At 48.5% G+C, this 23240-nt stretch carries 18 protein-coding genes and 1 pseudogene; 16 read left to right on the top strand and 3 right to left on the bottom strand.

Features of this window, described 5'->3' with window-relative positions:
* Window positions 1-17 precede the first annotated feature (17 nt).
* From OF158_RS08610 to def, 10 genes and pseudogenes are all read left to right on the top strand, one after another.
* Window positions 18-1094, top strand: a complete 1077-nt coding sequence (locus tag OF158_RS08610; RefSeq protein WP_014098234.1) for a carbamoyl phosphate synthase small subunit — start codon at window positions 18-20, stop codon at window positions 1092-1094.
* Window positions 1081-4285 (top strand): annotated as a pseudogene (gene carB, locus OF158_RS08605) (carbamoyl-phosphate synthase (glutamine-hydrolyzing) large subunit). Before OF158_RS08610 ends, carB begins: the two are co-directional and overlap by 14 nt.
* A 17-nt stretch (window positions 4286-4302) precedes the next feature.
* On the top strand, window positions 4303-5256 hold the full coding sequence (argF, locus tag OF158_RS08600) for an ornithine carbamoyltransferase (protein ID WP_014098236.1): 954 nt from the start codon (window positions 4303-4305) through the stop codon (window positions 5254-5256).
* A 68-nt stretch (window positions 5257-5324) separates the two neighbouring features.
* On the top strand, window positions 5325-6539 hold the full coding sequence (locus OF158_RS08595) for an argininosuccinate synthase (protein WP_014098237.1): 1215 nt from the start codon (window positions 5325-5327) through the stop codon (window positions 6537-6539).
* Between the two features lie 186 nt (window positions 6540-6725).
* Complete coding sequence (gene argH / locus OF158_RS08590) at window positions 6726-8108, top strand: argininosuccinate lyase (RefSeq protein ID WP_026104509.1); 1383 nt, start codon at window positions 6726-6728, stop codon at window positions 8106-8108.
* Between the two features lie 238 nt (window positions 8109-8346).
* Window positions 8347-9531, top strand: a complete 1185-nt coding sequence (locus tag OF158_RS08585) for an LL-diaminopimelate aminotransferase (RefSeq protein WP_014098239.1) — start codon at window positions 8347-8349, stop codon at window positions 9529-9531.
* Window positions 9532-9736: 205 nt separating this feature from the next.
* The gene (locus OF158_RS08580; RefSeq protein ID WP_026104508.1) at window positions 9737-9964 is read left to right on the top strand and encodes a FeoA family protein; all 228 of its coding nucleotides are present in this window, start codon (window positions 9737-9739) and stop codon (window positions 9962-9964) included.
* Entirely contained in the window at window positions 9964-11958 is a 1995-nt protein-coding gene (gene feoB, locus OF158_RS08575; protein WP_014098241.1) for a ferrous iron transport protein B, read from the top strand. Before OF158_RS08580 ends, feoB begins: the two co-directional genes overlap by 1 nt.
* A 17-nt stretch (window positions 11959-11975) precedes the next feature.
* Window positions 11976-12155: a FeoB-associated Cys-rich membrane protein gene (locus OF158_RS08570; RefSeq protein ID WP_014098242.1), complete on the top strand. Its 180-nt coding sequence runs from the start codon at window positions 11976-11978 to the stop codon at window positions 12153-12155.
* Between the two features lie 217 nt (window positions 12156-12372).
* Window positions 12373-12954, top strand: coding sequence for a peptide deformylase (gene def / locus OF158_RS08565; protein ID WP_014098243.1), 582 nt, complete (start codon window positions 12373-12375; stop codon window positions 12952-12954).
* A gap of 44 nt (window positions 12955-12998) precedes the next feature.
* On the opposite strand, the gene OF158_RS08560 is transcribed toward def, so the two are convergent.
* Window positions 12999-13319 carry a MerR family transcriptional regulator gene (locus OF158_RS08560; RefSeq protein ID WP_014098244.1) on the bottom strand — a complete coding sequence of 107 codons (321 nt, stop codon included), beginning with the start codon at window positions 13317-13319 and terminating at the stop codon, window positions 12999-13001.
* A gap of 365 nt (window positions 13320-13684) precedes the next feature.
* Between OF158_RS08560 and OF158_RS08555 the strand changes: the two genes are divergently transcribed.
* From OF158_RS08555 to OF158_RS08545, 3 genes are all read left to right on the top strand, one after another.
* A complete protein-coding gene (locus OF158_RS08555; protein ID WP_014098245.1) occupies window positions 13685-14380 on the top strand; it encodes a C39 family peptidase in 696 nt (231 codons plus the stop codon).
* Window positions 14381-14641: 261 nt separating this feature from the next.
* Window positions 14642-15328, top strand: coding sequence for a ribose-5-phosphate isomerase RpiA (rpiA, locus tag OF158_RS08550; RefSeq protein WP_014098246.1), 687 nt, complete (start codon window positions 14642-14644; stop codon window positions 15326-15328).
* A 52-nt stretch (window positions 15329-15380) separates the two neighbouring features.
* Entirely contained in the window at window positions 15381-16568 is a 1188-nt protein-coding gene (locus OF158_RS08545) for a DHH family phosphoesterase (RefSeq protein ID WP_014098247.1), read from the top strand.
* 151 nt (window positions 16569-16719) lie between these two features.
* Here the strand turns inward: OF158_RS08545 and OF158_RS08540 are convergent, their stop codons facing one another.
* The gene (locus tag OF158_RS08540) at window positions 16720-17901 is read right to left on the bottom strand and encodes an NAD(P)/FAD-dependent oxidoreductase (RefSeq protein WP_035184802.1); all 1182 of its coding nucleotides are present in this window, start codon (window positions 17899-17901) and stop codon (window positions 16720-16722) included.
* 34 nt (window positions 17902-17935) lie between these two features.
* Entirely contained in the window at window positions 17936-18385 is a 450-nt protein-coding gene (locus OF158_RS08535) for a helical membrane plugin domain-containing protein (RefSeq protein ID WP_035184804.1), read from the bottom strand.
* A 576-nt stretch (window positions 18386-18961) separates the two neighbouring features.
* Here OF158_RS08535 and proB point away from each other — a divergent pair.
* From proB to ltrA, 3 genes are all read left to right on the top strand, one after another.
* A complete protein-coding gene (gene proB / locus OF158_RS08530; RefSeq protein WP_035184806.1) occupies window positions 18962-20056 on the top strand; it encodes a glutamate 5-kinase in 1095 nt (364 codons plus the stop codon).
* Window positions 20057-21304 carry a glutamate-5-semialdehyde dehydrogenase gene (locus OF158_RS08525; protein WP_035184808.1) on the top strand — a complete coding sequence of 416 codons (1248 nt, stop codon included), beginning with the start codon at window positions 20057-20059 and terminating at the stop codon, window positions 21302-21304. It begins immediately after the preceding gene.
* 444 nt (window positions 21305-21748) lie between these two features.
* A complete protein-coding gene (ltrA, locus tag OF158_RS08520) occupies window positions 21749-23158 on the top strand; it encodes a group II intron reverse transcriptase/maturase (protein ID WP_048339776.1) in 1410 nt (469 codons plus the stop codon).
* Window positions 23159-23240: the final 82 nt, after the last annotated feature.

The raw sequence follows: 23240 nt of genomic DNA, 5'->3' as shown, positions 1-23240 counted from the left end.
AAGGGAGGACAGACATCGTGACAAGCGGATATCTTATTCTTGAAACGGGAGAAATTTTTGAAGGCTTTTTTGCGGGAAACCCCGCTGAAACAACGGGAGAAGTGGTATTTAACACCGGCATGACGGGGTACCAGGAAATGCTCACCGACCCGTCGTACACCGGGCAGATTCTGGTGTTTTGTTACCCTTTAATCGGCAATTACGGCGTAAACGGCGATGATCACGAAAGCAAAAGCATCTCGGCGCGCGCGGTTGTGACCGGTGAAATATGCGCAAGCCCGAGTTTTTATAAAGTGGAAAAGACGGCCCTATCCTTTTTGGAAAAGTCGGGTGTCCCTTGCCTTGCAGGAGTGGACACGCGCGCGCTTGTAAAAACGATCAGAAAACGCGGCACTGTGCGCGGCCTTGTTTCAACGTCCCGCGATCAAAAAGTGCCATGCGGCGGCGATGAATTTTTCGTAGCCGAAGTGGCCATAAAACAACCGGAAACGTATGGAGATGGCCCTTTGCACATTGCTTTGATGGATTTCGGCTACAAAAAATCCATTTTGCAATACTTGCTTGACCGCAACTGCAAAGTGACCGTCGTGCCCTTTGATTTTACGGCAAAACAAATGGCGGAACTTGCACCTGACGGCATTGTCATTTCAAACGGCCCTGGGGATCCTGCTAAACTAGCCGAGTGGCTGCCGGAAATCAAAAAAGTAAGCGCCGCTTATCCGGTGCTTGGCATTTGCCTCGGCCACCAGCTATTGGCACTCGCTTACGGGGCAAAGACGAAAAAGCTGCCGTTCGGCCACAGGGGCGGCAACCATCCGGTTAAAGATTTAAAGACTGGAAAAGTGTTGATGACAGCCCAAAACCATGGCTATGTTGTCGATGAAGCATCACTTGCCGGATCGGAACTCGAGCTTTCCTTTAAGAATGTGAATGACGGCACGGTTGAAGGCTGCATCCATCCGGACTTGCCGGTCTATTCCGTCCAGTTCCACCCGGAAGCACATCCGGGGCCGCGTGATTCCGAATACATTTTTGACCACTTTTTACAACGAGTACAACAAAGAGCGGGAGTTTTGTCTTATGCCATTCAATAAATCGATCAAAAAAGTGCTTGTGATCGGCTCCGGCCCGATTGTTATCGGCCAGGCCGCCGAATTTGATTATGCGGGTACGCAGAGCTGCCTTGCCTTGAAAGAAGAAGGAATTGAAGTCGTGCTTGTCAACAGCAATCCGGCAACGATCATGACTGATGAAGAAATGGCCGACCGGATTTATTTTGACCCGCTGACGGTGGAGTCGATAGAACAGATTTTACAAAAAGAGCGTCCGGACGGCATTATCGGGACATTGGGCGGGCAAACCGGCCTGAATCTCACCGTCCAGCTCTATGAAGCGGGGATTCTCGATAAGTATGGGGTACAATTGCTCGGGACACCGGTGGATTCGATCCAGAAGGGGGAAGACCGCGAAAAGTTCCGCCAGTTGATGCTTGATATCGGGGAACCGATCCCGCCGTCAAAAATTGTGGAAAATATGGAAGACGGGCTGGCATTTGCGAAAAAAATCGGCTACCCCGTCATTATCCGCCCCGCTTATACGCTTGGCGGCTCCGGCGGGGGATTTGCAGCCAATGATGAAGAACTTCGGGAAGTGCTCCAGCGCGGCCTTGACCTGAGCCCGATCCACCAGGTGCTGCTTGAAAAAAGCATCAAAGGCTGGAAAGAAATTGAATACGAAGTCGTGCGCGATGCAAACGACACGTGCATCATTGTCTGCAATATGGAAAATATCGATCCGGTCGGAGTGCATACGGGCGACTCGATTGTGGTCGCGCCATCGCAGACTTTATCGGATGTGCAGTACCAGCTGCTCCGGGACGCTTCTTTAAAAGTGATTCGCGCGCTCGGGGTGATCGGCGGGTGCAACATCCAATTTGCGCTCGATCCCCACTCCGACCAGTACAATATTATTGAAGTCAATCCGCGCGTCAGCCGGTCATCCGCCTTGGCTTCGAAAGCAACCGGTTACCCGATCGCCCGCATTGCCACGAAATGCGCAATCGGCTATCATCTGGATGAAATTTTAAACCCGGTAACCGGCAACACGTTTGCTTCCTTCGAACCGGCCCTTGATTATGTTGTCGTGAAAATTCCGCGCTTTCCGTTCGACAAATTTACGGAAGCGGACCGGAAACTTGGCACGCAAATGAAGGCGACCGGCGAAGCAATGGCGATCGACCGCACATTTGAAGGAGCGCTTAACAAAGGAATCCGTTCGCTTGAACTCGGGCTTTCAGGTCTGTTCTATCCGGCGCTTGCTGAAAAACAGCCGGATGATTTGGTCCCACTTTTAACGGAAGCGACCGATATCCGCCTGTTTGCGGTGGCGGAAGCGATGCGTAAAGGCATGGCGCTGGATGACATTGAAAAATACACGGAAATCGACCGCTGGTTTCTTGAAAAAAATAAAAAATATCGTGGATATGGAAGAAACATGCAAGCAATATACGATCGATACGATGCCGGCTGCTTTGCTGCGCGCAGCCAAAAAAATGAACATCAGTGATGAGTGTCTTTCGGCATTATGCGGATGCAGCGAAAAAGCGGTGCGCGAAAAAAGAAAACAGCTCGGGCTTATGCCGGTTTATAAACTTGTGGACACCTGTGCCGCCGAGTTTGAGGCGCAAACGCCGTACTACTATTCCACCTGGGGCGGCCGGGATGAAGTGGAAGTATCAAACCGCCCGAAAGTGCTGATCATCGGTTCCGGACCGATCCGCATTGGGCAGGGAATTGAATTTGATTACTGCTCGGTCCATGCCGTTATGGCGCTCAAACAACTTGGCTATGAAACGATTGTTGTAAACAACAATCCGGAAACGGTCAGCACCGATTTTTCAATGGCGGATAAATTGTATTTTGACCCGCTGCGCCCGGAAGATTTGCTGCATATTATTGAAAAAGAGCAGGTGGCAGGCGTCTTCACGCAATTCGGCGGCCAGACCGCGATCAATGTCGCATCGAGCCTTGAAGCTGAAGGCGTGAAACTGTTTGGAACGAACGTGGAACAAATCGACCAGCTTGAGGATCGCAACCTTTTTTACAAGCTGCTGGATGAGCTTGGCATTCCGCATATTAAAGGGCATACCGCCTATGATGCAGAAGAACTGAAACGGGGGGCAAAAGACCTGTCGTTTCCGGTGCTTGTCCGCCCGTCCTATGTTATTGGCGGACAGTCAATGTTCATTTTTTACCACGAAGACGAACTCAACGCTTATGCGGATGCGTTGAAGTACGCAAGCGAAAAAAGCTGGCCGCTTATGATTGACCAGTATTTGCCGGGTACGGAATGCGAACTCGACTGCATTTGTGACGGGGAGAAGGTGCTCATCCCGGGCATTTTTGAACATATTGAAAAAGCGGGCGTCCACTCCGGCGACAGCATGGCCGTTTATCCGCCCCAGCATTTAAGCCCGTCTGTGCAGGAAACGCTTATCCGGTATGCCGAAAAAATCTGTTTAAAGGGCAAAATCAAAGGCATTGCCAATATCCAGTTTTTAATTTATGAAGGGACCGTTTATGTGCTGGAAGTGAATCCGCGTGCTTCAAGAACCGTCCCAATTTTAAGCAAAGTCACCGGCATTCCGATGATTGATCTCGCCATTGCCATACAACTCGGAAAACCGCTTGCAGAAAAAGGGCTTCCTGCACCGCCGGAACTTGTCGCCGTGAAGGCACCGGTATTTTCCTATATAAAACTGAAAGATGTCGACCCTGTTTTAGGGCCTGAAATGAAATCAACAGGCGAAGTGCTCGGCCTTGCCCGGACATTCGGGGAAGCACTCGAAAAAACGCTTCTGTCCGTCCAAGATCCGGTGTTTGAGCCGCCGCTTGAAGAACAATTTGTATTTTGCTCGGTGACGGACCGCGAAAAAGCAGCCGCGCTCCCGGTATTGAAAACATTGGCGGACAGAGGCTACCGGATTGCCGCAACGGAACATACGGCCCGGTTCCTGGCGAAAAACGGCGTGGCGGCGGAAACAGTAGGCCTTGAGGATGCCTCCGCCTTTTTCGAACAGCAACCCGTGACCGCTGCGGTGGTCATCCCGACAAAAGGGCGGGACCAAAGAAGGGGCGGCAGCAAGCTGCGTGAAGCAGCGATGCGTTTCCATATTCCGCTGTTTACCTGTCTGGATACATTGGAAGCCATTACCCGCTATGCCACAGGGACAACGCCAAAAGTGGCCCCGCTTCACGATTTTAACCGTATAAAAGCAGAAGTTTAGCAGAAAGGAAGATACAGATGGCGACATTGGCCCGTACGAAAAAGAAAGATTTTTTAACAATCGGCGCGCTGCAGGAAGAGGAGCTGAACGATCTGCTCCAGGAAGCGGCCGCTTTAAAAAAAGCGCATAAAGAAGGGAAGGAGACCCCGTACTTAAAAGGGAAAGTGCTCGGTATGATTTTTGAAAAATCATCCACGCGCACCCGGGTTTCATTTGAAGCCGGCATGCTCCAGCTCGGCGGCCACGCTCTTTTCCTCAGTTCAAGGGATATTCAGCTCGGGCGCGGTGAGACGATCCATGACACGGCAAAAGTGTTGTCGCGTTATGTCGACTGCCTGATGATCCGCACATTCGCGCACGAAACCATCGAATCTTTTGCGCGCCACGCAGATGTCCCTGTGATCAACGGGCTGACCGATCTGCACCATCCGACCCAGGTTTTGGCCGATTTGCTGACCATTCAGGAATATAAAGGACAACTGGCCGGGCTCAAAATCTGCTACCTCGGGGACGGCAATAACAATATGTGCCACTCATTGCTCGAGGGGGCGGCAAAGGCGGGTATGCATATGTCCGTCGCTGCCCCGGAAGGCTATTTGCCGAATGCCGGCATTCTTGCCGGGGCTCAAAAAGAAGCGGCCAAAAAAGGGGTCTGTATTGAAATGGGCCAAAACCCGGAAGAAATGATCCGGAATGCCGATGTGGTCATCACCGATGTGTGGGCGAGCATGGGGCAGGAAGACGAAACGAAGAAACGGCTCGAAGATTTACAAGATTATCAGGTAAATGAATCATTATGCAAACTGGCAAAAAAAGATTTTCTTTTCCTCCATTGCCTGCCCGCCCACCGCGGCGAAGAAGTCACGGAGGCGGTCATTGACGGCCCGCATTCCGCGGTTTTTGACGAGGCGGAGAACCGGCTCCATGCCCATAAAGCCATTTTAAAAAAACTACTGGAAAATGTTGAATGAATCCGATATAATGGGTGTATAAAAATTCAACTTCAATATTAATTATACAAAGAGGCAGGGAGAGAGAAATGGCAAAGGAAAAAATTGTATTGGCCTACTCAGGCGGTTTGGATACATCCGTATCGATTAAATGGATTCAGGAAAAATACGGCTATGATGTTATTGCGCTTGGCATTGACGTCGGCGAAGGCAAAGATTTAAATGCAATCCGCCAGAAAGCGCTGAATGTCGGTGCAATCAAAGCTGTGATCATAGACGGGAAAGAAATGCTTGCAAAAGATTATATATTGCCGGCATTAAAGGCAAATGCGCTCTATGAAGGAAAATATCCGCTGTCTTCTGCGATCAGCCGCCCGCTTATTTCAAAGCTTTTGGTAGATGTCGCGGAACAGGAAGGCGCCGTTGCCGTGGCGCACGGCTGTACCGGAAAAGGGAACGACCAGGTCCGTTTTGAAGTGTCCGTTCAGGCGCTGAACCCGAACCTGAAAGTCGTTGCGCCTGTCCGTGAATGGGGCATGACCCGCGATGAAGAAATTGCATATGCGGAGAAAAACAATATTCCGATTCCGGTAGACTTAGATAATCCGTTTTCGATTGATGCCAATATATGGGGAAGAGCGTGCGAAGCCGGCGTCCTTGAAAATCCTTGGAACGAAGCGCCGGAAGCAGCATTCGACTGGACTGCGCCGATCGAAATGACGCCGGATGAGCCAGAATATATTGAAATTACGTTTGAAAAAGGCGTCCCGGTTGCCTTAAACGGCAAAGCGATGGGCCTCGTCCAAATGATCGAAGAGCTGAACCTGACAGCCGGCAAACATGGCATCGGCAGAATCGACCATATTGAAAACCGCCTTGTCGGGATCAAATCGCGCGAAGTATACGAAAACCCTGCTGCAGTCGTGCTGATCAATGCCCATAAAGAACTGGAATTTTTAACGCTGCCACGTGAAGTGACACAATTTAAAACAACGGTGGAACAGCAGTTGACCAAAATCATTTATGAAGGGCTCTGGTATTCGCCGTTAAAGGCCGCGCTCGATGCGTTTGTCGAGGAAACACAGAAAACGGTCACCGGCACGGTCCGCGTGAAACTGTTTAAAGGCACCCACACGGTAGTGGCAAGAAAATCCCCATACAGCCTGTATAATGAAGAACTGGCGACCTATTTGAAAGGCGATTCGTTTGACCATAATGCTGCAGTCGGCTTCATCAAACTGTGGGGGCTGCCGACAAAAGTATTTGCCGAAATCCAGGAAAACGGGAAAGTGTTAAATCAATAAGCCATTTGGCCGTTGTTTCTGATGTTAAATCATAAGCACGGCAAATTTCAAGGTTGGAACCGGCCCGTTCAGGTATTTTTCACCTGTTTACCGGGCCGGGAGAAAACGGTAAAATATCCGGAAGGCTGTGGCGGTTTGCCGTGCAGCCTTCATTTTTTAATTCTATTGCAGCAGGAGGAAATGACATTGTCAAAGCTTTGGGGCGGACGTTTTACAAAGGAAACGAATCAGCTTGTTGAAACCTATACAGCTTCGATCGGATATGACCAAAGGCTTGCTTTTGAAGATATTGAAGGGAGCCTTGCCCATGTCCAAATGCTTGGCGAATGCGGCATTTTGCCTGAGAACGATGTGGAACAGATCAAAGCAGGGCTTCGGAAAATTGCCGAAAAAATTAAAAACGGGGAAGCAGCATTTACAGTTGAGAATGAAGATATCCATATGAATATCGAAAAAATGCTGATGGATGAAATCGGCCCTGCCGGCGGGAAGCTGCATACAGGGCGGAGCCGGAATGACCAGGTTGCGACCGATATGCACCTGTATGTCCGGAAAACGACAAAAGAAATGATCCGCCTGATTGCGCTCGTCCAGGAAGCCATCGTGACGAAAGCAAAAGAAAACAAAGAAACGATGATGCCCGGTTACACCCATCTGCAACGGGCGCAGCCGGTGTTGTTTGCCCACCATCTTCTCGCTTATTTTTGGATGCTGGAACGTGATAAAGAGAGATTTTCAGACAGCTTAAAGCGGACGGACTGGCTGCCGCTCGGTGCCGGGGCGCTTGCCGGGACGACTTTTCCGATTGACAGGGAACGGACGCGCGAACTGCTCGGATTTTCCCGCATTTATCCGAACAGCCTGGATGCTGTCAGCGACCGCGACTTTGTGCTTGAATTTTTGGCAAATGCCGCTATATTGATGACGCATATTTCCCGTTTGTCGGAAGAACTGGTGCTGTGGTCGAGCCAGGAATTCCAGTTTATCGAGCTGGATGATTCTTTTTGCACGGGGTCAAGCATTATGCCACAAAAGAAAAATCCCGATGTCCCCGAACTTTTGCGCGGGAAAACGGGAAGGGTGTTCGGGAACCTCATCGGGCTGTTGACCGTCCTGAAAGGGTTGCCGCTTGCCTATAATAAAGACATGCAGGAAGATAAAGAAGGCATTTTTGATACGGCTGATACGCTTCAAGGGGCGCTTAAGCTGCTTGCGCCGATGATTGAAACGATGAAAGTGAACCGGGAGAAGATGTTCCGGGCTGTCTCGAACGATTACGCGAATGCAACCGATATTGCCGATTATTTGGCAAAAAAAGGGCTGCCGTTCCGTGAGGCGCATGCGGTGATCGGGCAGATTGTCCTTTATGGCATTCAGCACGGCAAGTATTTGCTTGACCTGACACTGGATGAATACCAGTCGTTCAGCCCGCTTTTTGAGGCCGATATTTTTGAAGTGCTGAAACCGGAACATGTTGTAAAAATGCGGAACAGCGCCGGGGGAACAGGACATGCACAAGTGGCGGCACAGCTTCAGATGGCGGAAAAACAACTCCGCAAACCGGATTGAACAAGCGGATGCAAACGTGGCTACGGAATCAAAAGCATAAGAAACGGGCTTCTTACGCAATCGTCAGGCTTTTAATCAGGCCGGATCCTTCGCTTCCAACTATAACTGTATGATAACAGCTCCCAGGATGCCGGAAAGTGTGGTACAATAAATCATTATAAACCTTTTAATCTTATGCTAATGCATCCTGGAACAGGCACACAAAGCCCTAGGACCGGGAAATTGGGAGGAAAAGCTTTTGGTTGACACTGCAAGACGCATGAACCAGTTACCGACGTTGATATTCAATGAGCTTTTGGCGTACAAAAAGAAAAAAATAGAAGAAGGCAACCGGATGATTGACTTAAGCATCGGGAGTCCGGATCAGGCACCGCCTGCTTTTGTAATGGAAGAAATGGCCCGAAATGCAGCTGACCCACGCCAATACGGGTATACAATTTCCGGGATCGGACCTTTCTACGAGGCGGCGGCCCGGTATTACGAACAGTTCGGAGTGAAACTGGATCCTGAACACGAAATCATTCAGCTTGCGGGTTCCCAGGATGGCATTATCCATCTTCCACTCGTCTTTTGTAACCCCGGCGATATCATTCTCGTTCCGGATCCCGGTTATACAGCCTATGAATCAGGGGTAAAACTGGCGGAAGCCGTACCTTATCCGATGCCACTTCTGGAAGAGAACGGATTTATGCCGGATTTGTCAAAAATCCCGGAAGAGATCGCAAAAAAAGCGAAAATGATGATGCTGAATTTTCCGGGCAACCCAATCCCGGTGCTTGCTGAGAAAAAGTTTTTTGAAGAAGCCGTCCGGTTTGCAAAACAATATGATCTCGTCGTCGTCCACGATTTTGCCTATTGTGAACTCGTCTTTAACGGGAAAAAGCCGATCAGTTTCCTGTCTGTTGACGGGGCAAAAGATGTGGGGGTTGAATTTAATTCCTTATCGAAAAGCTTTAACCTGGCGGGGGCACGGATCGGTTTTCTGGCAGGGAACCGGGAAGTGATCCGGCTGTTTGCCCAAATGAAATCGCATATGGATTACGGCATTTTTGAACCGGTCCAAAGGGCGGCTGCCGCTGCTTTGGCAAACGGCAAGGAATTCGCGCGCCACAATGCTGCACTGTATGAGAAAAGAAGGGATTTGTTTGTTTCCGGATTATCGCGGATCGGCTGGGAAATCCGCCCGTCTGATGCTACGATGTTTTTGTGGGCCAAAATCCCGGAAGGCAAAAAGTCCCTCGCTTTTACATATGAACTGATGGACAAAGCCGGTGTTGTGGTTACGCCTGGCAACGCCTTTGGTCCCCACGGCGAAGGATATGTCAGAATCGCGCTTGTACAGGATGAAGAAAGGCTTATGGAAGCTGTCCGCCGCATTGAAAAAAGCGGCGTGCATTTGCCGCAAAAAGCGGGACTCCTTTAAGGGGCCCGCTTTTTGCATGTTGGGGCGGCCAAGCCGGCTGTCAATGCATATTATGTGAATAATTTCACATAAATATGTGAAAGTTTCCCTTGTTCCCTGAAAATAAGATAGACGCTCACAATGAAATGCGGTATGATAGGAATATAGAATGATAATCATTATCAATGAACAGACGCTATTTCTCTATCTCTGGGAGGGGCATACCATGGTCTTGACCGAACTGAAACCCGGAAGCAAAGGGATTATTACAGATTTATCAAGCATTGATCAAAGTATTCAAAGGCGCCTTCTTGATTTGGGTGTGCTTGAAGGCCGGGAAGTTTGTTATAAATGCGGATTGCCTTTCGGCGGGCCTTGCATGCTTGAAGTCAGCGGGCAGTGCATCGGCATCCGCAAAAAAGAAGCAATGCGGATCCAAGTGGAGTGTTTATAATGCAGGTCGCTTTATTTGGAAACCCCAATACGGGAAAAACATCACTCTTTAATGAGCTTACCGGATCATATGAATATGTTGGAAACTGGACAGGTGTCACCGTTGAAAAAAAGGTGGGCCAGCTGAAGGAAAATGCCGGGGTGCTGATTGATTTGCCCGGTATTTATGCCTTGAACCCGCTTTCTAAAGATGAAGCGGTGGCATCGAGATTCTTAATTGAGGAAGACTTCACATCCGTTTTGAATATCGTCGACGCTTCCCAGCTTGCACGGAACCTGCATTTGACCATCCAATTGATGGAGTACGGAAAGCCGGTTTTGATCGGGCTGAATATGATAGATGTTGCAAAATCGCGCGGCATGAAAGTGAACGATCGTTCACTTGCAGAAGCCCTCGGCATTCCAGTCGTGCCGATTATTGCAAGGACAGGAAAAGGATGCAAGGCCATATCGGAGCAGATGCAAGAAAAGGCGGTTGTGCCCGATTTCCGTATTGATTACGGCGATGAATTGGAGCATGCGGCGACCTATCTCATGGACCGGCTGCCGGATTTCCGGTCATTGAACAAACGATGGCTGGCGCTCCAGTTTTTGGAAGGCAATGAAGTGATTCGCCAAATTCCGGCGTTTATGAATGTAAAGCCGGAACTCGAAGATTTTTGCGCGGGTGTGGAGCGCAGGCTCCGTGCCGCCAACCCGCATACTTCCATTAAGCAGGAAATGTTTAAAAAGCGGCAGCAATTTATTGACAGGCTAATGGAAACCGCTGTTGAAAAAACGGCGGCAGAAAAGAAAACGCTGACGGAGAAAATAGATGCCGTCGTCACGAATAAATACCTTGGCGTGCCGATCTTTCTTGTGATGATGTATTTGGTATTTTGCATTACATTCAACTGGCTCGGCACCCCTTTATCGGATTGGCTTGACAAGTTTTTTTCAGGCCCGCTGACCGCCTGGATTGAAGCAGGGTTGAAAGAAGCGGGGGCAACACCGTTTATCCGTGATCTTGTGTTAAACGGGATTGTGGCCGGAGTTGGCGGCGTTCTCGTTTTTGTGCCGCAAATTTTTGTTTTGTTTTTCTTTATCTCGGTGATTGAAGATTCCGGATATATGGCACGGGTAGCGATGGTCATGGACAGGGTGATGGAATCAGTCGGCTTGAACGGAAAAGCGTTTATTCCGCTTATTATCGGCTTCGGCTGCAATGTGCCCGGCGTCATGGCAGCAAGGACGATTGAACAGCCGAAAGAGCGGCTGTTAACGACGCTTTTGACCCCATTGATGTCCTGTTCTGCGCGGCTTTCGGTCTACAGTTTGTTTGTCGCGGCTTTTTTCCGCCACCATCAGGCACTCATTGTCCTGTCGCTGTATGTGCTCGGCATTGTCGTTGCGCTTTTGCTTGCCAAAGTATTTTCAATGGTGGTAAAAACGGAAGGTTCTGTTTTTGTCATTGAACTGCCGCCGTACCGCGTGCCGAATGCGCGGAGTTTGTACAGAAGCACATGGGATAAAGGGAAAGGTTTCGTCCGGAAAGCAGGGACTTTGATTTTCGGTGGCACGGTAGCCATTTGGCTCATTTCGAATGCGGGGCCGGGCGGATTCAATGTGCCTGTCGATAAAAGTTTTATGGCGATCCTATGCGGATGGATTGCGCCTGTCTTCAAGCCGCTCGGTTTTGGAACATGGCAGGCCGCGGCTGCCCTTCTGACCGGTTTTATGGCAAAAGAAGTGGTCGTTTCGACGATGAACGTCCTCTATTTTGTTCCAGACGGCGCATCTCTGGCAGGTGTGATTTCCCATGCTTTTACACCGCTTTCGGCCTATAGTTTCATGGTATTCATTCTTTTATACATTCCATGCCTTTCGACCGTGGCCATTATCCATAAAGAAACCGGTTCGGGGAAAGTGACGCTTTTTTCGATCGCTTATGCACTTGTGATTGCTTACTTGATCGCTTTTCTGATTTACAATATTGGGCGGTTCATCGCTTTTTAAAACGGGGGAATGTTCCGATGTTATTTAGTATTTTGCTCGGTGTTGTGATTTTTGCTTATGCGGCATTTACGCTGATCCGTTTTATCAAAAAAAGCAGGGAAGGGCAGTGCGCTTCCTGTGCATTGAAAAACCACTGCAATACAGCAAGCTGTTGTGCGCCGGACGCTCCATCTCGGGCCAAAACGGCAAAAAGCTGAAAATACCGGGCCGCCCTTTAAAAGGTGTGCCCGGTTTATGATAGGCAGGGGGTTCGCATTGGCGGAAACCGTGTCCGGCGTTCCGTCTGTTTAGATTTTTTTGCTGCGGTATGGTAAGATTAACAATGTCCAAACAGGTATAATGGCAGCCGGTTCCGGGGCCGTCCCGTGCCGGGTAAATAGAATTTCAGGAAAAAGGCAGATGAGGGTTCAATCTATGAGCAAATATAATGATGATTATATGATTACAATGGATGATATCGTCAGGGAAGGCGATCCGATTTTAAGAAAAGTGCTGGATGAAGTGAACATGCCGCCAACTGAAGAAGACAAAGCGGAACTGCGCTGCATGCTCCAGTTTTTAAAAAACAGCCAGGATCCGGAGATTGCCGGCAAATGCAATTTGCGTGCAGGCGTTGGATTGTCCGCAAATCAGATCGGCCTTAATAAAAGGATGTTTGCCGTTTATATTGCGGATGAAGACGGTGAAAAGGCGTACACGGTTTTTAATCCAAAACTGGTCAGCCATTCGATATCGATGATCTACCTTCCGCAAGGGGAAGGCTGCCTGTCGGTTGACCGGAAAGTGGATGGTTTTGTGCCGCGTTATGAACGGATTAAAGTAAAGGCATACGATTTGGACGGGAATGAAGTGCTCATTAAATTAAAGGGCTATCCCGCGATTGTTTTTCAGCATGAGATGGACCACTTGAACGGGATTATGTTCTATGACCATATTAACAAGGACAATCCGTTCGCCCTTCCTGCAAACACGGATATCCGGAGCGTGTATGAATAAACAGCTTGCGCAAACGGCAGCCTGCCCGGCTGCCGTTTGATGCATTATTCTCTTGTGCGGAAATAAGCATTCAGCTGGCCGCGGATGACTTGTTCGCGCATCGTGCGTTCATTGTATTTTTTCTCTTTCATATATTCTTTGCGGATTTCCGCAGTCTGGATGCCTTCTTCACGTTTATTGGCGATGTCCATCAGGCGTTCAACATCGGTAAATGAATATTTCCGGATCCCTCTGTTTGTCCGTTCCGGGAAAATCAATTTCCTTTCTTCATAGTAGCGGATTCTTCTTTCACTTAAGCCGGTTAATTCACATACCGTTCCGATCGAGATGACTTTCTTTTCCAAGTATGATTCATTCGTTGCCACCGGTGCATCCTCCCTTTGTAAGGTGTTTTTATTAATATATACCAAAAAAGCCGTTTAGACCATCTTTGTGTAAGAAAACCTGACAAAAATATACGTATTTTTCATCGGCACGTGAGATTACATAACAGCAGTCCTTTGATGTTCATTTTGGATTGCTCTTACGCGGAGTTGAGTTCTTTCCAATTTATCCATATAATAATTCAAGACTGGTTTCTCTGCAGGAATGGCGGCTTCCCGTGGCCGGCTTAAAAGCGGGACAGACAGTTTCCCGTGCGCTTCCCCGGCCGGCAGGGGTTAAAGTGCATACAGGAAAGAACGGAAAGACGGTGAATGCTTTCGCCATAACCGAAAGGGGAGTAGCACAGATGAAATCATCCAGGCTCATTTTTGCAGCAATCGTATTGATCGTCATGTTGCTCGCCTTAAATGAGTATCTGACCCATAAAGAATCGGCCCAAAAATCCGCGCAAAATAACGCTGCTGCCAAAAAACTGCTCGATGTGCCGATTATCAGGCAAATGGATGCGCCCCGCCTTTATAACGGCTGTGAAGTGACAAGCCTCGCGATGCTGCTTGTCGATAACGGTTTTCATGTGACCAAGAATCAATTGGCGGAAGAAATCAAGTATGTGCCGTTTACCTATAAAAACGGGCAGCACGGCAATCCGAACGCAGGTTTTGTCGGGAACATGGAGGATGGTCCCGGGTATGGCGTGTACCACGGCCCTGTTTTTGAACTGGCCAAAAAATATGCCGGCAAAAGAGCGGCGGATTTAACGGGACAGCCTTTTTCAAAAATCCTGGAAAATGTTGAGGAAGGGCATGCTGTCTGGGTGATTACGACAGCCCGGTTTCAGCCGGTTTCTGATTTCAAAACATGGGACACGCCCCAGGGAAGTATTAACATCACATACAGCGAACACAGTGTTGTCATTACAGGGTACGATCCAGGCCATATTTATGTGAATGACCCGTATGGAACAAAAAATAAGCAGCTTGGCCGTGAAGCATTTGAGAAAGCGTGGAAGCAGATGGGCAGCCAGGCCATTGTGATCCGGTGAACAAAAAGCCTGACGGAAAACGAGCTTCAAAGTTGTTGGATTGCCCGAAAAAGCGCAAAAAGCGGCCGCCCGTGAATGTATGCTTGTATAAGGCCCGGCATGTCCGGTTATATTATCCAAAAATGGCCCGTGTGTGTGCGTGTTGCGTTTAAACCTTGAAAGGCAGAGCGATTTTTTTATTTTCATTTCATGGCTGTTTGCGCTTTCCTTTATAATTCTTTAAGACTGTTATAAAATCAAAGTAAAGGCAGGTGCAGAGGTATGGACGGGAAAAAGATGGCCGGGGAGAAAGCAGCGGAACTCGTAGAAGATGGAATGATTGTCGGGCTTGGGACCGGCTCAACTGTTTATTACACGATAAAAAAATTAGGGGAACGGGTGCAAAGCGGCCTGCACATCACCGGTGTGCCCACCTCGCGTGCGACAGAAAAACTTGCGCGCGAATGCGGCATTCCGATAGCAGACTTGAACGACACGGCACAAATGGATGTGACCATTGACGGGGCCGATGAAGTGGACCCTTCCTTAAATGGCATTAAAGGCGGCGGCGGGGCGTTGTTGTTTGAAAAGCTGGTGGCAAAGGCATCAAAAAGAAATATCTGGGTGGTGGATTCCCGGAAAATGGTTCAACAACTTGGCGCTTTTCCGCTGCCGGTGGAAGTGGTCCCGTTCGGATACAAGCATTTGATGAAAACGTTTGAGCGGGAAGGATTAAACCCTGTCCTCCGGATGAAAGAAGGCCGGCCGTATGTAACAGACGGCGGCCACTATATCGTGGATATAAAGCTCAAATCGCCTGATATCGGCGCGTTTGGAGCCTGGCTTGATGGTTACACAGGTGTTGTTGAACACGGGCTTTTTCTCGGCATTTGCGATCTTGTTGTCATCGGGGACGGCAGCAAGGTATATACCAAGAACCGGGCGGAGGCAAAGAATATTATTTTGTGAAAAACATCCGTATGGGAGACCATACAGAAATTTTAATTTCGGAGGAAGATTGATGTATCGTTTATTAACCCATAATGACCTGGACGGGCTTGGCTGTGGGATTCTTGCCAGGCTTGCATTCGGAAAAGACATTGAAATCCAGTATAATTCTGTGTCCGGTTTAAATCCCCAGGTTGAAGCTTTTTTGAAAAAGGAACATAAAGAAGACATACTGTGGATTACCGATTTATCGGTCAACGAAAAAAATGCGGAGCTCCTTGATGCCTATGCCGCACAGGGCGGAAAAGTGAAACTGATTGACCACCATAAAAGCGCGCTTCACTTAAATGAGCATGAATGGGCTTCTGTCCAGGTGGAGGAAGACGGCAAACAGGCAAGCGCCACTTCTTTGTTTTATCGGTATCTGCAAGCGGAAGGAAAAATCAACCCGACAGGTGCTGTTGACGCGTTTGTCGAACTTGTCCGGCAAATGGATACATGGGAATGGGAACGCAACGGGAATATGCAGGCCAAAAAATTAAATGATCTTTTCTATCTGTATCCGATCGAAGAGTTTGAAGAGATTTTGCTACATAAACTTAGCGGCAGTGAAACGTTTTCATTTGATGATTTGGAAGAAAAAATACTTGATCTGGAAGAGAAAAAAATCGAAAGATATATAAATGGAAAAAAGCGGGAAGTCTACCAGGCTGTGATTGACGGTTATTATGCAGGCGTTATTCATGCCGAGTCGCATCATTCCGAATTGGGGAATGCCGTTGCAAAAGAATACCCGCATCTCGATTATATCGCCATTTGCATGGTCGGAAAGAAACGGATCAGTTTCAGGACGATTCATGACCATATTGACGTATCGGAAATTGCCAAAAAATACGACGGGGGCGGGCACAAAAAAGCATCGGGGGCCGTGCTGACGGAAGAGGCGTTCCGGCAGTTTGTCGTCGAAACGTTTAAAACAGAACCGCTGAAACGCGATTTTGCCCATAACCAGTCCAATATCAAAGGGCAGGAAGCGGGATGTTTATACCAAAACCGCAGCGGGGAACCAATCTTTATTTATAAAGACCCTCAAAAAGGCTGGGCGATCGAAGCAAGAGGCTTAAAGCAGTCTCCTTCTTTTTCTGCCTTTGAAGAAGCGGAAAAATTTGTAAAGCGCCAGTTCCAAGCATGGCTTACCCACGATGAGGCGTATTTGGAATATATGGACAAAAAGAAAAAAAGAAGCGAAAGTGGTTTGTAAAGCTGCCCGGTGATGCCGGGCTTTTTTTCGTGCAGGTATAGAGCCGGTTGCGGCCAATTTGCACGAAAAAAAAGCGCGGCCTGCAACTTAGGTTTGCCGGGGAAAAAGAGGCTTAAAAAAGGCGCATCCGCGTTTGGATGCGCCTTTTTCCTTAATATACAAGTGAGAATAACCCGTTAATATGGGCCAGGTAACGAATATTGCTTGCTTCTTTCATAGCGGAAGCAGGGAAGCCTTTTAATTGCGTTTGGTTTTCCCCGATAAATGCAATGGCATCTTTTCTGCCGAGGCTTGCAAGCGTACCGGAATTGATCGGGTGGAACGTCTGCATTTTCCCGCCTTTTAAATAAGCAGAAAGATTATAGCCAATCAATTCTCCCATTTGCCACGACATTTGTGCTGTTGGCGGATAAGGGCGTGCGCCTTCTGACGGGAAGACAACCGCGCTGTCGCCTGCAACAAACACATCCGGATGGGAAGTGGATTGCAAATAGGCGTTTACGGTTGCACGCCCGCGGTTTACTTCAATCCCGGAATTTGCAACGACACGGTTTCCTTGCACGCCGCCCGTCCAGACAAGCGTTTTTGTTTCGATTTTCTGGCCGTCTTTTAATTCCACGACATTATCCTGGAATTTCGTAACAGGGATGCCTGTCAAAAATTGCACACCACGCGCTTCCAGGCTCTTCGTTGCCCGCTCAATTAGATTTGGCGCGAAGTTCGGCAAAATGGAAGGCGCCGCTTCGACACAAATAAGCGAGATTTCAGAAGGGTCGATCGCAAATTTTTTCGACCATGCCGGCACCTTGTCCGCCAGCTCGCCAACCAGTTCAATCCCGGTCAGGCCGCCACCGCCGACAACAAATGTGGCATCCGCTTTGTTTTTCGTTTTGACATACTGCGCAAGGCAGGACTCGATATGGGCATGAATGCGTTTCGCATCGTCCACTGATTTTAACAGAAAGCTGTTTTCTTCAAGGCCCGGAATGCCGAAGAAAGCTGTTTCGCTGCCGAGTGCGACAACGAGCACATCGTAATTCAGCTTAAAGCCGCTTCCGAGCGATACTTCTTTCGAATCAGGCGAGATTTTTGTGACTTCATCCACCTGAACGTCGACATCTTTACCTTTAAACAGTTTTCTGAGCGGAAGCGACACCCGTTTTTCAGAAACGCCGCCCGCCGCCAGACGGTGCAATTCCGTAATAATTTGATGGTCCGGCACACGGTTTACGACCGTGATCGCTGCATCGTCTTTTGACAAATATTCACGCGCTGATAACGCAGATAACAGGCCGCCATAACCGGCCCCTAAAATGACAATTTTTTTACTCATATGGATCCCCCGTTTTCATTAGTTCTCATTCACCTTACTGCTGTTTGCTGCGTTCTTCCGCGACTGCAAGATAAGACTGCAGGAAACGGAACAGCTTCTGGGCTTGCGGATCTTTCAGCAACCTCAACAGGCCGAACAATCCGATTGTGTCTGTGGACGTCTCGGCACGGTCTTTTGCTTCAATCGCAGTTTGGGCAAGCCCCTTTGCTTTTTCGGCAACGGGATCCAGAAAGCCTAGAAATCCGCCTTTAAAATCATTGACCAGCACTTTATCTGTCATAATGGATTGCGCAAAATCATAGGCTTTGTTTAACATGGTGACCAGTTCGGCCATTTTCGGCAGGCTTTCAACCAACACCGTCAAAGATTGCTGGATTTCCGGATCCAATAATTGATCCAGCAAATCTTTCTGTACGACTGCCGTTTCCGGGGTTACTTCCGGTTTTTCTTCAGGATTGCCTTTTTGAGCTGAAGTTTCTGCCATCTTCTATTTCTCCTTTTCTGATGGAATTCCCACACATATGTAGATGCAAAAAAATATACGGGTTCCCTGATTCCCCCCTCCTAATTGTGAATTTCCTCCCATAATTACGTACCAAGATTCACAAAGAAAGGTGATGAAACCTCATACATGACTAGTATATCAAATTTTCACCGTATAGAAAGTAATTTGCTTTCCATTTTCGGGGGAAATCCGCATGTAAGCTTATTTTCTGTCCCGGCTGCCTGGGTTATGCATAGCAAAATATTTTGCTTGCATTTCTGCGACTGCTGTTGTAAGATAATTAAAAATACTGAACGTGAACGAAGGAATAGTAGGCGGATCACCCTTGCATAAGAGAGCGGCACCCACAGGCTGAAAGGTGCAGCAGCAGGCGGCCTGCCGAACCTGCCTTCCGAGTCCCGGAAAACCGGGCGCAAAGTTTTGCGTTATCAAAAAAGAGCGGGGCGCAAATGTCGCCCAAAAAAGGTGGTACCGCGAAAAGCAAGGCCTTTTCGTCCTTTTTACAGGGACGGAAAGGCCTTTTTGTTTCACCTTTTTTAGAAGGAGAGAAAAGCCATGGAGAAAAACAGAGTCGTCGTAAAAATCGGAAGCAGTTCTTTAACAAATGACGCCGGTGAAATCGATGAACAGAAGTTTGCCGATCATATCGGCGCCCTTGTCGCATTGCACAAAGCCGGGCATGAGGTGGTCGTCGTTTCATCCGGCGCCGTCGCGTGCGGGTTCCGGCTGCTCGGTTACCCGGCGCGGCCCGTCACGTTAAAAGGGAAGCAGGCTGCTGCTGCTATCGGCCAGAGTGTGCTCATCCAGCGTTACAGGGAAGCGCTCGGTGCTTACGGCTTAATACCGGCGCAAATTTTGTTGACCCGGAAAGATTTTTCCACAAAAGACCGGTACCATAACGCTTATTCAACGATAACAGAGCTTTTGCGCCGCGGCGTCATCCCGGTTATCAATGAGAATGATTCCGTGTCGGTCTCAGAACTGACTTTCGGCGATAATGATATGCTGTCAGCGCTTGTCAGCGGGCTTGTCCACGCCGGATGTCTCATCATTTTAACGGATGTAAATGGGCTGTACAGCACGAATCCAAAATACGACCGTTGTGCGCAGCGCATTGATTTTATCGATCATATTACGCCCGAGATGATGAAAATGGCTGGAGGCGCCGGGTCGAAAGCAGGAACAGGCGGCATGTTGTCAAAGTTAAAAGCCGCAAATACAGCGGTCTCCCTCGGCGTCCGGGTGTTTATTGGAAAAGGAAAAGGGTGCGATAAACTCGTCAGGATACTCGAAGGAAAAGGGGACGGCACGTATATCGGAGCCGCCCGCCCGGCTGTAAAGAGCCGGAAACAATGGATCGCGCTGTTTTCGGAAAGTGCCGGAAAAATATACATTGACCGCGGCGCGGAACAGGCTTTGCTGCAAAAAGGGAGTAGCCTGCTTCCGGCAGGCATTAAAAAAATTTCCGGCACATTCCAAAAAGGCGATGTCGTGGACGTCTACGGCGCAAAAGGGCTGCTTGGAAAAGGGGAAGTGCTTTACGGTGCAGAAGAGCTGTTGCGCGTGCTTATGAGGCCTAGCGGGCGGGCAGCAGAAGAAGTCATTCACCGCGATCATTGGGTGCCTTTAAACAGAAAGGGGCTGGGTTAAATGTCTGAAGCCGCAGAAAAAGGAAAAAAAGCGAAGAATATCAGCATGGTACTCGCCAAAAAAACAACGGAAGAAAAAAACAAAGCGCTTTTGGCGATTGCCCGTGTTTTGCTTGAGGACCGGGAAACGATCATTTTCGAAAACAAAAAAGACCTCAGGCGGGGGAGCCGGGCGGGCCTTCCGGAAAATATACTCGACAGGATGATGCTGAACGAGAAGCGGATCCATGATATGTCAGAAGCGGTCCGGCTGCTTGTGAAATTAAGAGATCCGGTCGGGGAAACGGTCGAGGAAATCAAGAAAGAAAACGGATTGCTCATCCTCAAAAAGAAAGTGCCGGTCGGTGTCATCGGCATGATTTACGAAGCGCGCCCGAATGTTACGGTCGATGCTGCCACGCTTGCGATCAAAACGGGCAATGCGGTCATTTTAAGGGGAAGCTCGTCTTCCATCTGCTCAAATCAGGCGCTCGTCTCTTCCATTCACCGCGCATTGGCGGAGACAGGCTTTCCTGAAGATGCCGTCCAGCTCATCGAAGATACAGGCAGGGAGGCGGCAACAGAAATGTTCCACCTTCGTGATTATCTTGATGTCTTGATCCCGAGAGGCGGGAAAAAGCTGATTGATACTGTTGTCCGCGAAGCTTCTGTACCGGTGATTGAAACCGGGGCGGGCAATTGCCATTTATATATTGACGAAACAGCACAGCCGGAAATGGCCGTCCGGATCGCAGTCAATGCAAAAACACAGCGCCCATCCGTCTGCAATGCTATCGAAACGCTTTTAATCCATGCGCATTGGCTCGCCCAGCACGGTGAAAAGCTGCTTAGCGCACTGGCGGAAAAAGGGGTGGAGATTTACGGAGACGAGCCGGTGCGAAAAATTTTTCCGGCTGCAAAAGAGGCGGCGGAAGAGGACTGGTATTGCGAATATCTCGCGCTTAAAATCAGCGTCAAAACGGTGGAAGATACAGATGAAGCGATCCGGCACATCAACCGTTACGGCACAAAACATTCAGAGGCGATTGTAACAGAAGACGGGGCCCGAGCGGAACATTTCATGTTCATGGTGGATGCCGCCTGTGTTTACCATAATGCGTCCACCCGCTTTACAGACGGTTTTGAGTTCGGATACGGGGCGGAAATCGGCATCAGCACCCAGAAACTGCATGCCCGCGGTCCGATGGGGCTGGATGCCTTAACGTCCACAAAATATTGGATTTACGGGAGCGGCCAAGTCAGAGAATGAATGCAAAACGGCGCGGCCAGATAGCCGCGCCGTTTTATTCAGTGCGCCGTGCATGGCGATTCGCTAGGCGGTGTAAGTCCGCTATGGGGGTAGGTAGCGACCAACCATTAGCCAAGAGCAAGGGTGTCCATCGTGAGATGGAATCTGAAGGAAGCTGGAGGCAAAATTCTGACCCGAGGAACACGAACATCATTAGGCGTACTCTCACAGGGTAAGGCTGCTGAACAAGTCAAAGCCCAAAAGCTATCCGGATGTGGAAACGTAAATGGTGCGGGTACATGGAATGAAAGTGAATCACCTTACCACGGGAGGTCTCACGGACAGGTGGAAACAGAGTATGAAACCTGGTTGAAACAAGATTTGCCGTGAGAAGTCAGCAGAGGCCATAGTACGGAGATGCCTGGAGCATCGAAGGAAGGGCTGAACTAAAGGAAGTGGAAGTCAATGAAAGTTACCGAAGAAACGAACAAATGCAGAAAACAGGAAGAAACCTGCTGTCAAAAAGATACTGCGGAACAGGAAGGATATGACAGAGGGCATAGTTTCAAGAGGATAACTGAAAACAACACCACTAACACCAACAGACAGAACGAATGGATGCTCGAACGAATCCTTTCAAGTAATAACCTGCACCGTGCCTATAAAAAGGTAAAGAAAAACAAAGGTGCGGGCGGTGTCGATGGAATGAAAACAGGTGAACTTTTGGCATACCTAACTGAACATCAGAGGGAGCTCGTCCTCTCCATTCGAAATGGGACATACAAGCCCCAACCCGTTAGAAGGGTAGAAATACCAAAAGACAACGGGAAAACAAGGAAACTTGGAATACCAACGGTAGTAGACCGAGTCATCCAACAAGCCATTTCGCAGGTCCTAGTCCCTATATATGAAAGAAAGTTCTCAGACAATAGCTATGGTTTCCGACCACATAGAAGTACAAATCAGGCACTTCTCAAGTGCCAAAAGAATGTAAATGAAGGATACCAGTATGTAGTAGACCTGGACTTAGAACAGTACTTTGACACGGTAAACCATAGTAAGCTTATCCAGATATTGAGTGAAACAATTCACGACGGACGTGTAATCTCCTTAATCCATAAATTCCTAAATGCAGGTGTTATGATCAAAGGAATAAGGACAACAAATGATTTCGGTGTTCCACAAGGAGGACCACTAAGTCCGCTTCTTGCCAATGTAATGTTAAACGAATTGGATAAAGAAATGGAAGCAAGAAATCACCGATTTGTCCGTTACGCTGATGATGTGATCATATTCTGTAAAAGCCGAAGAAGCTGCGAAAGAACATACCATAACATTCTCCCATTCATTGAGAGGAAATTGCGACTCAAAGTGAACCGAGAGAAGACGATGATCACACATATTAGAAACATCAAGTTCCTGAGTTATGGATTCTACCTTTATGAAGGAAAATGCAAATTCCGGGTACACCCGAAGGGTGTTCAAAAATTAAAGGAGAAAATTCGCAGAATCACAGGAAGAAGCAACGGATTAAGCGTAGAGGAAAGAAAGAAAAGGCTAAACGACACTGTCCGAGGATGGGTAAATTACTACAAGCTAGCGGATATGAAAAGTCTGGTAACCAGACTGGACCAATGGACACGAAGAAGAATGCGAATGGTAACTTGGAAAAGATGGAAGAGAGTACGCACAAGATTTTATTGGCTCAAGAAATTAGGGATCAATAAAAGAAAGGCGTGGGAATGGGCTAACACAAGAAAAGGCTACTGGAGAATCTCCGGCAGCCATATCTTAGCTAGAACCCTTACAAACGAACTCTTCCGAAGAGCAAGGTATATAAGTTTTCTGGATTACTATCTGTCTGTACGGTCGTAAACTTTAGAACCGCCGTGTACGGAACCGTACGCACGGTGGTGTGAGAGGTCGGCTAATCAAATAATGATTAGCCTCCTACTCG

Source organism: Weizmannia sp. WK01 (genome assembly GCF_025905465.1).
In the GTDB taxonomy this organism is placed as follows: domain Bacteria; phylum Bacillota; class Bacilli; order Bacillales; family Bacillaceae_C; genus Weizmannia; species Weizmannia faecalis.
This window is presented reverse-complemented; position numbering and strand designations above follow the sequence as displayed.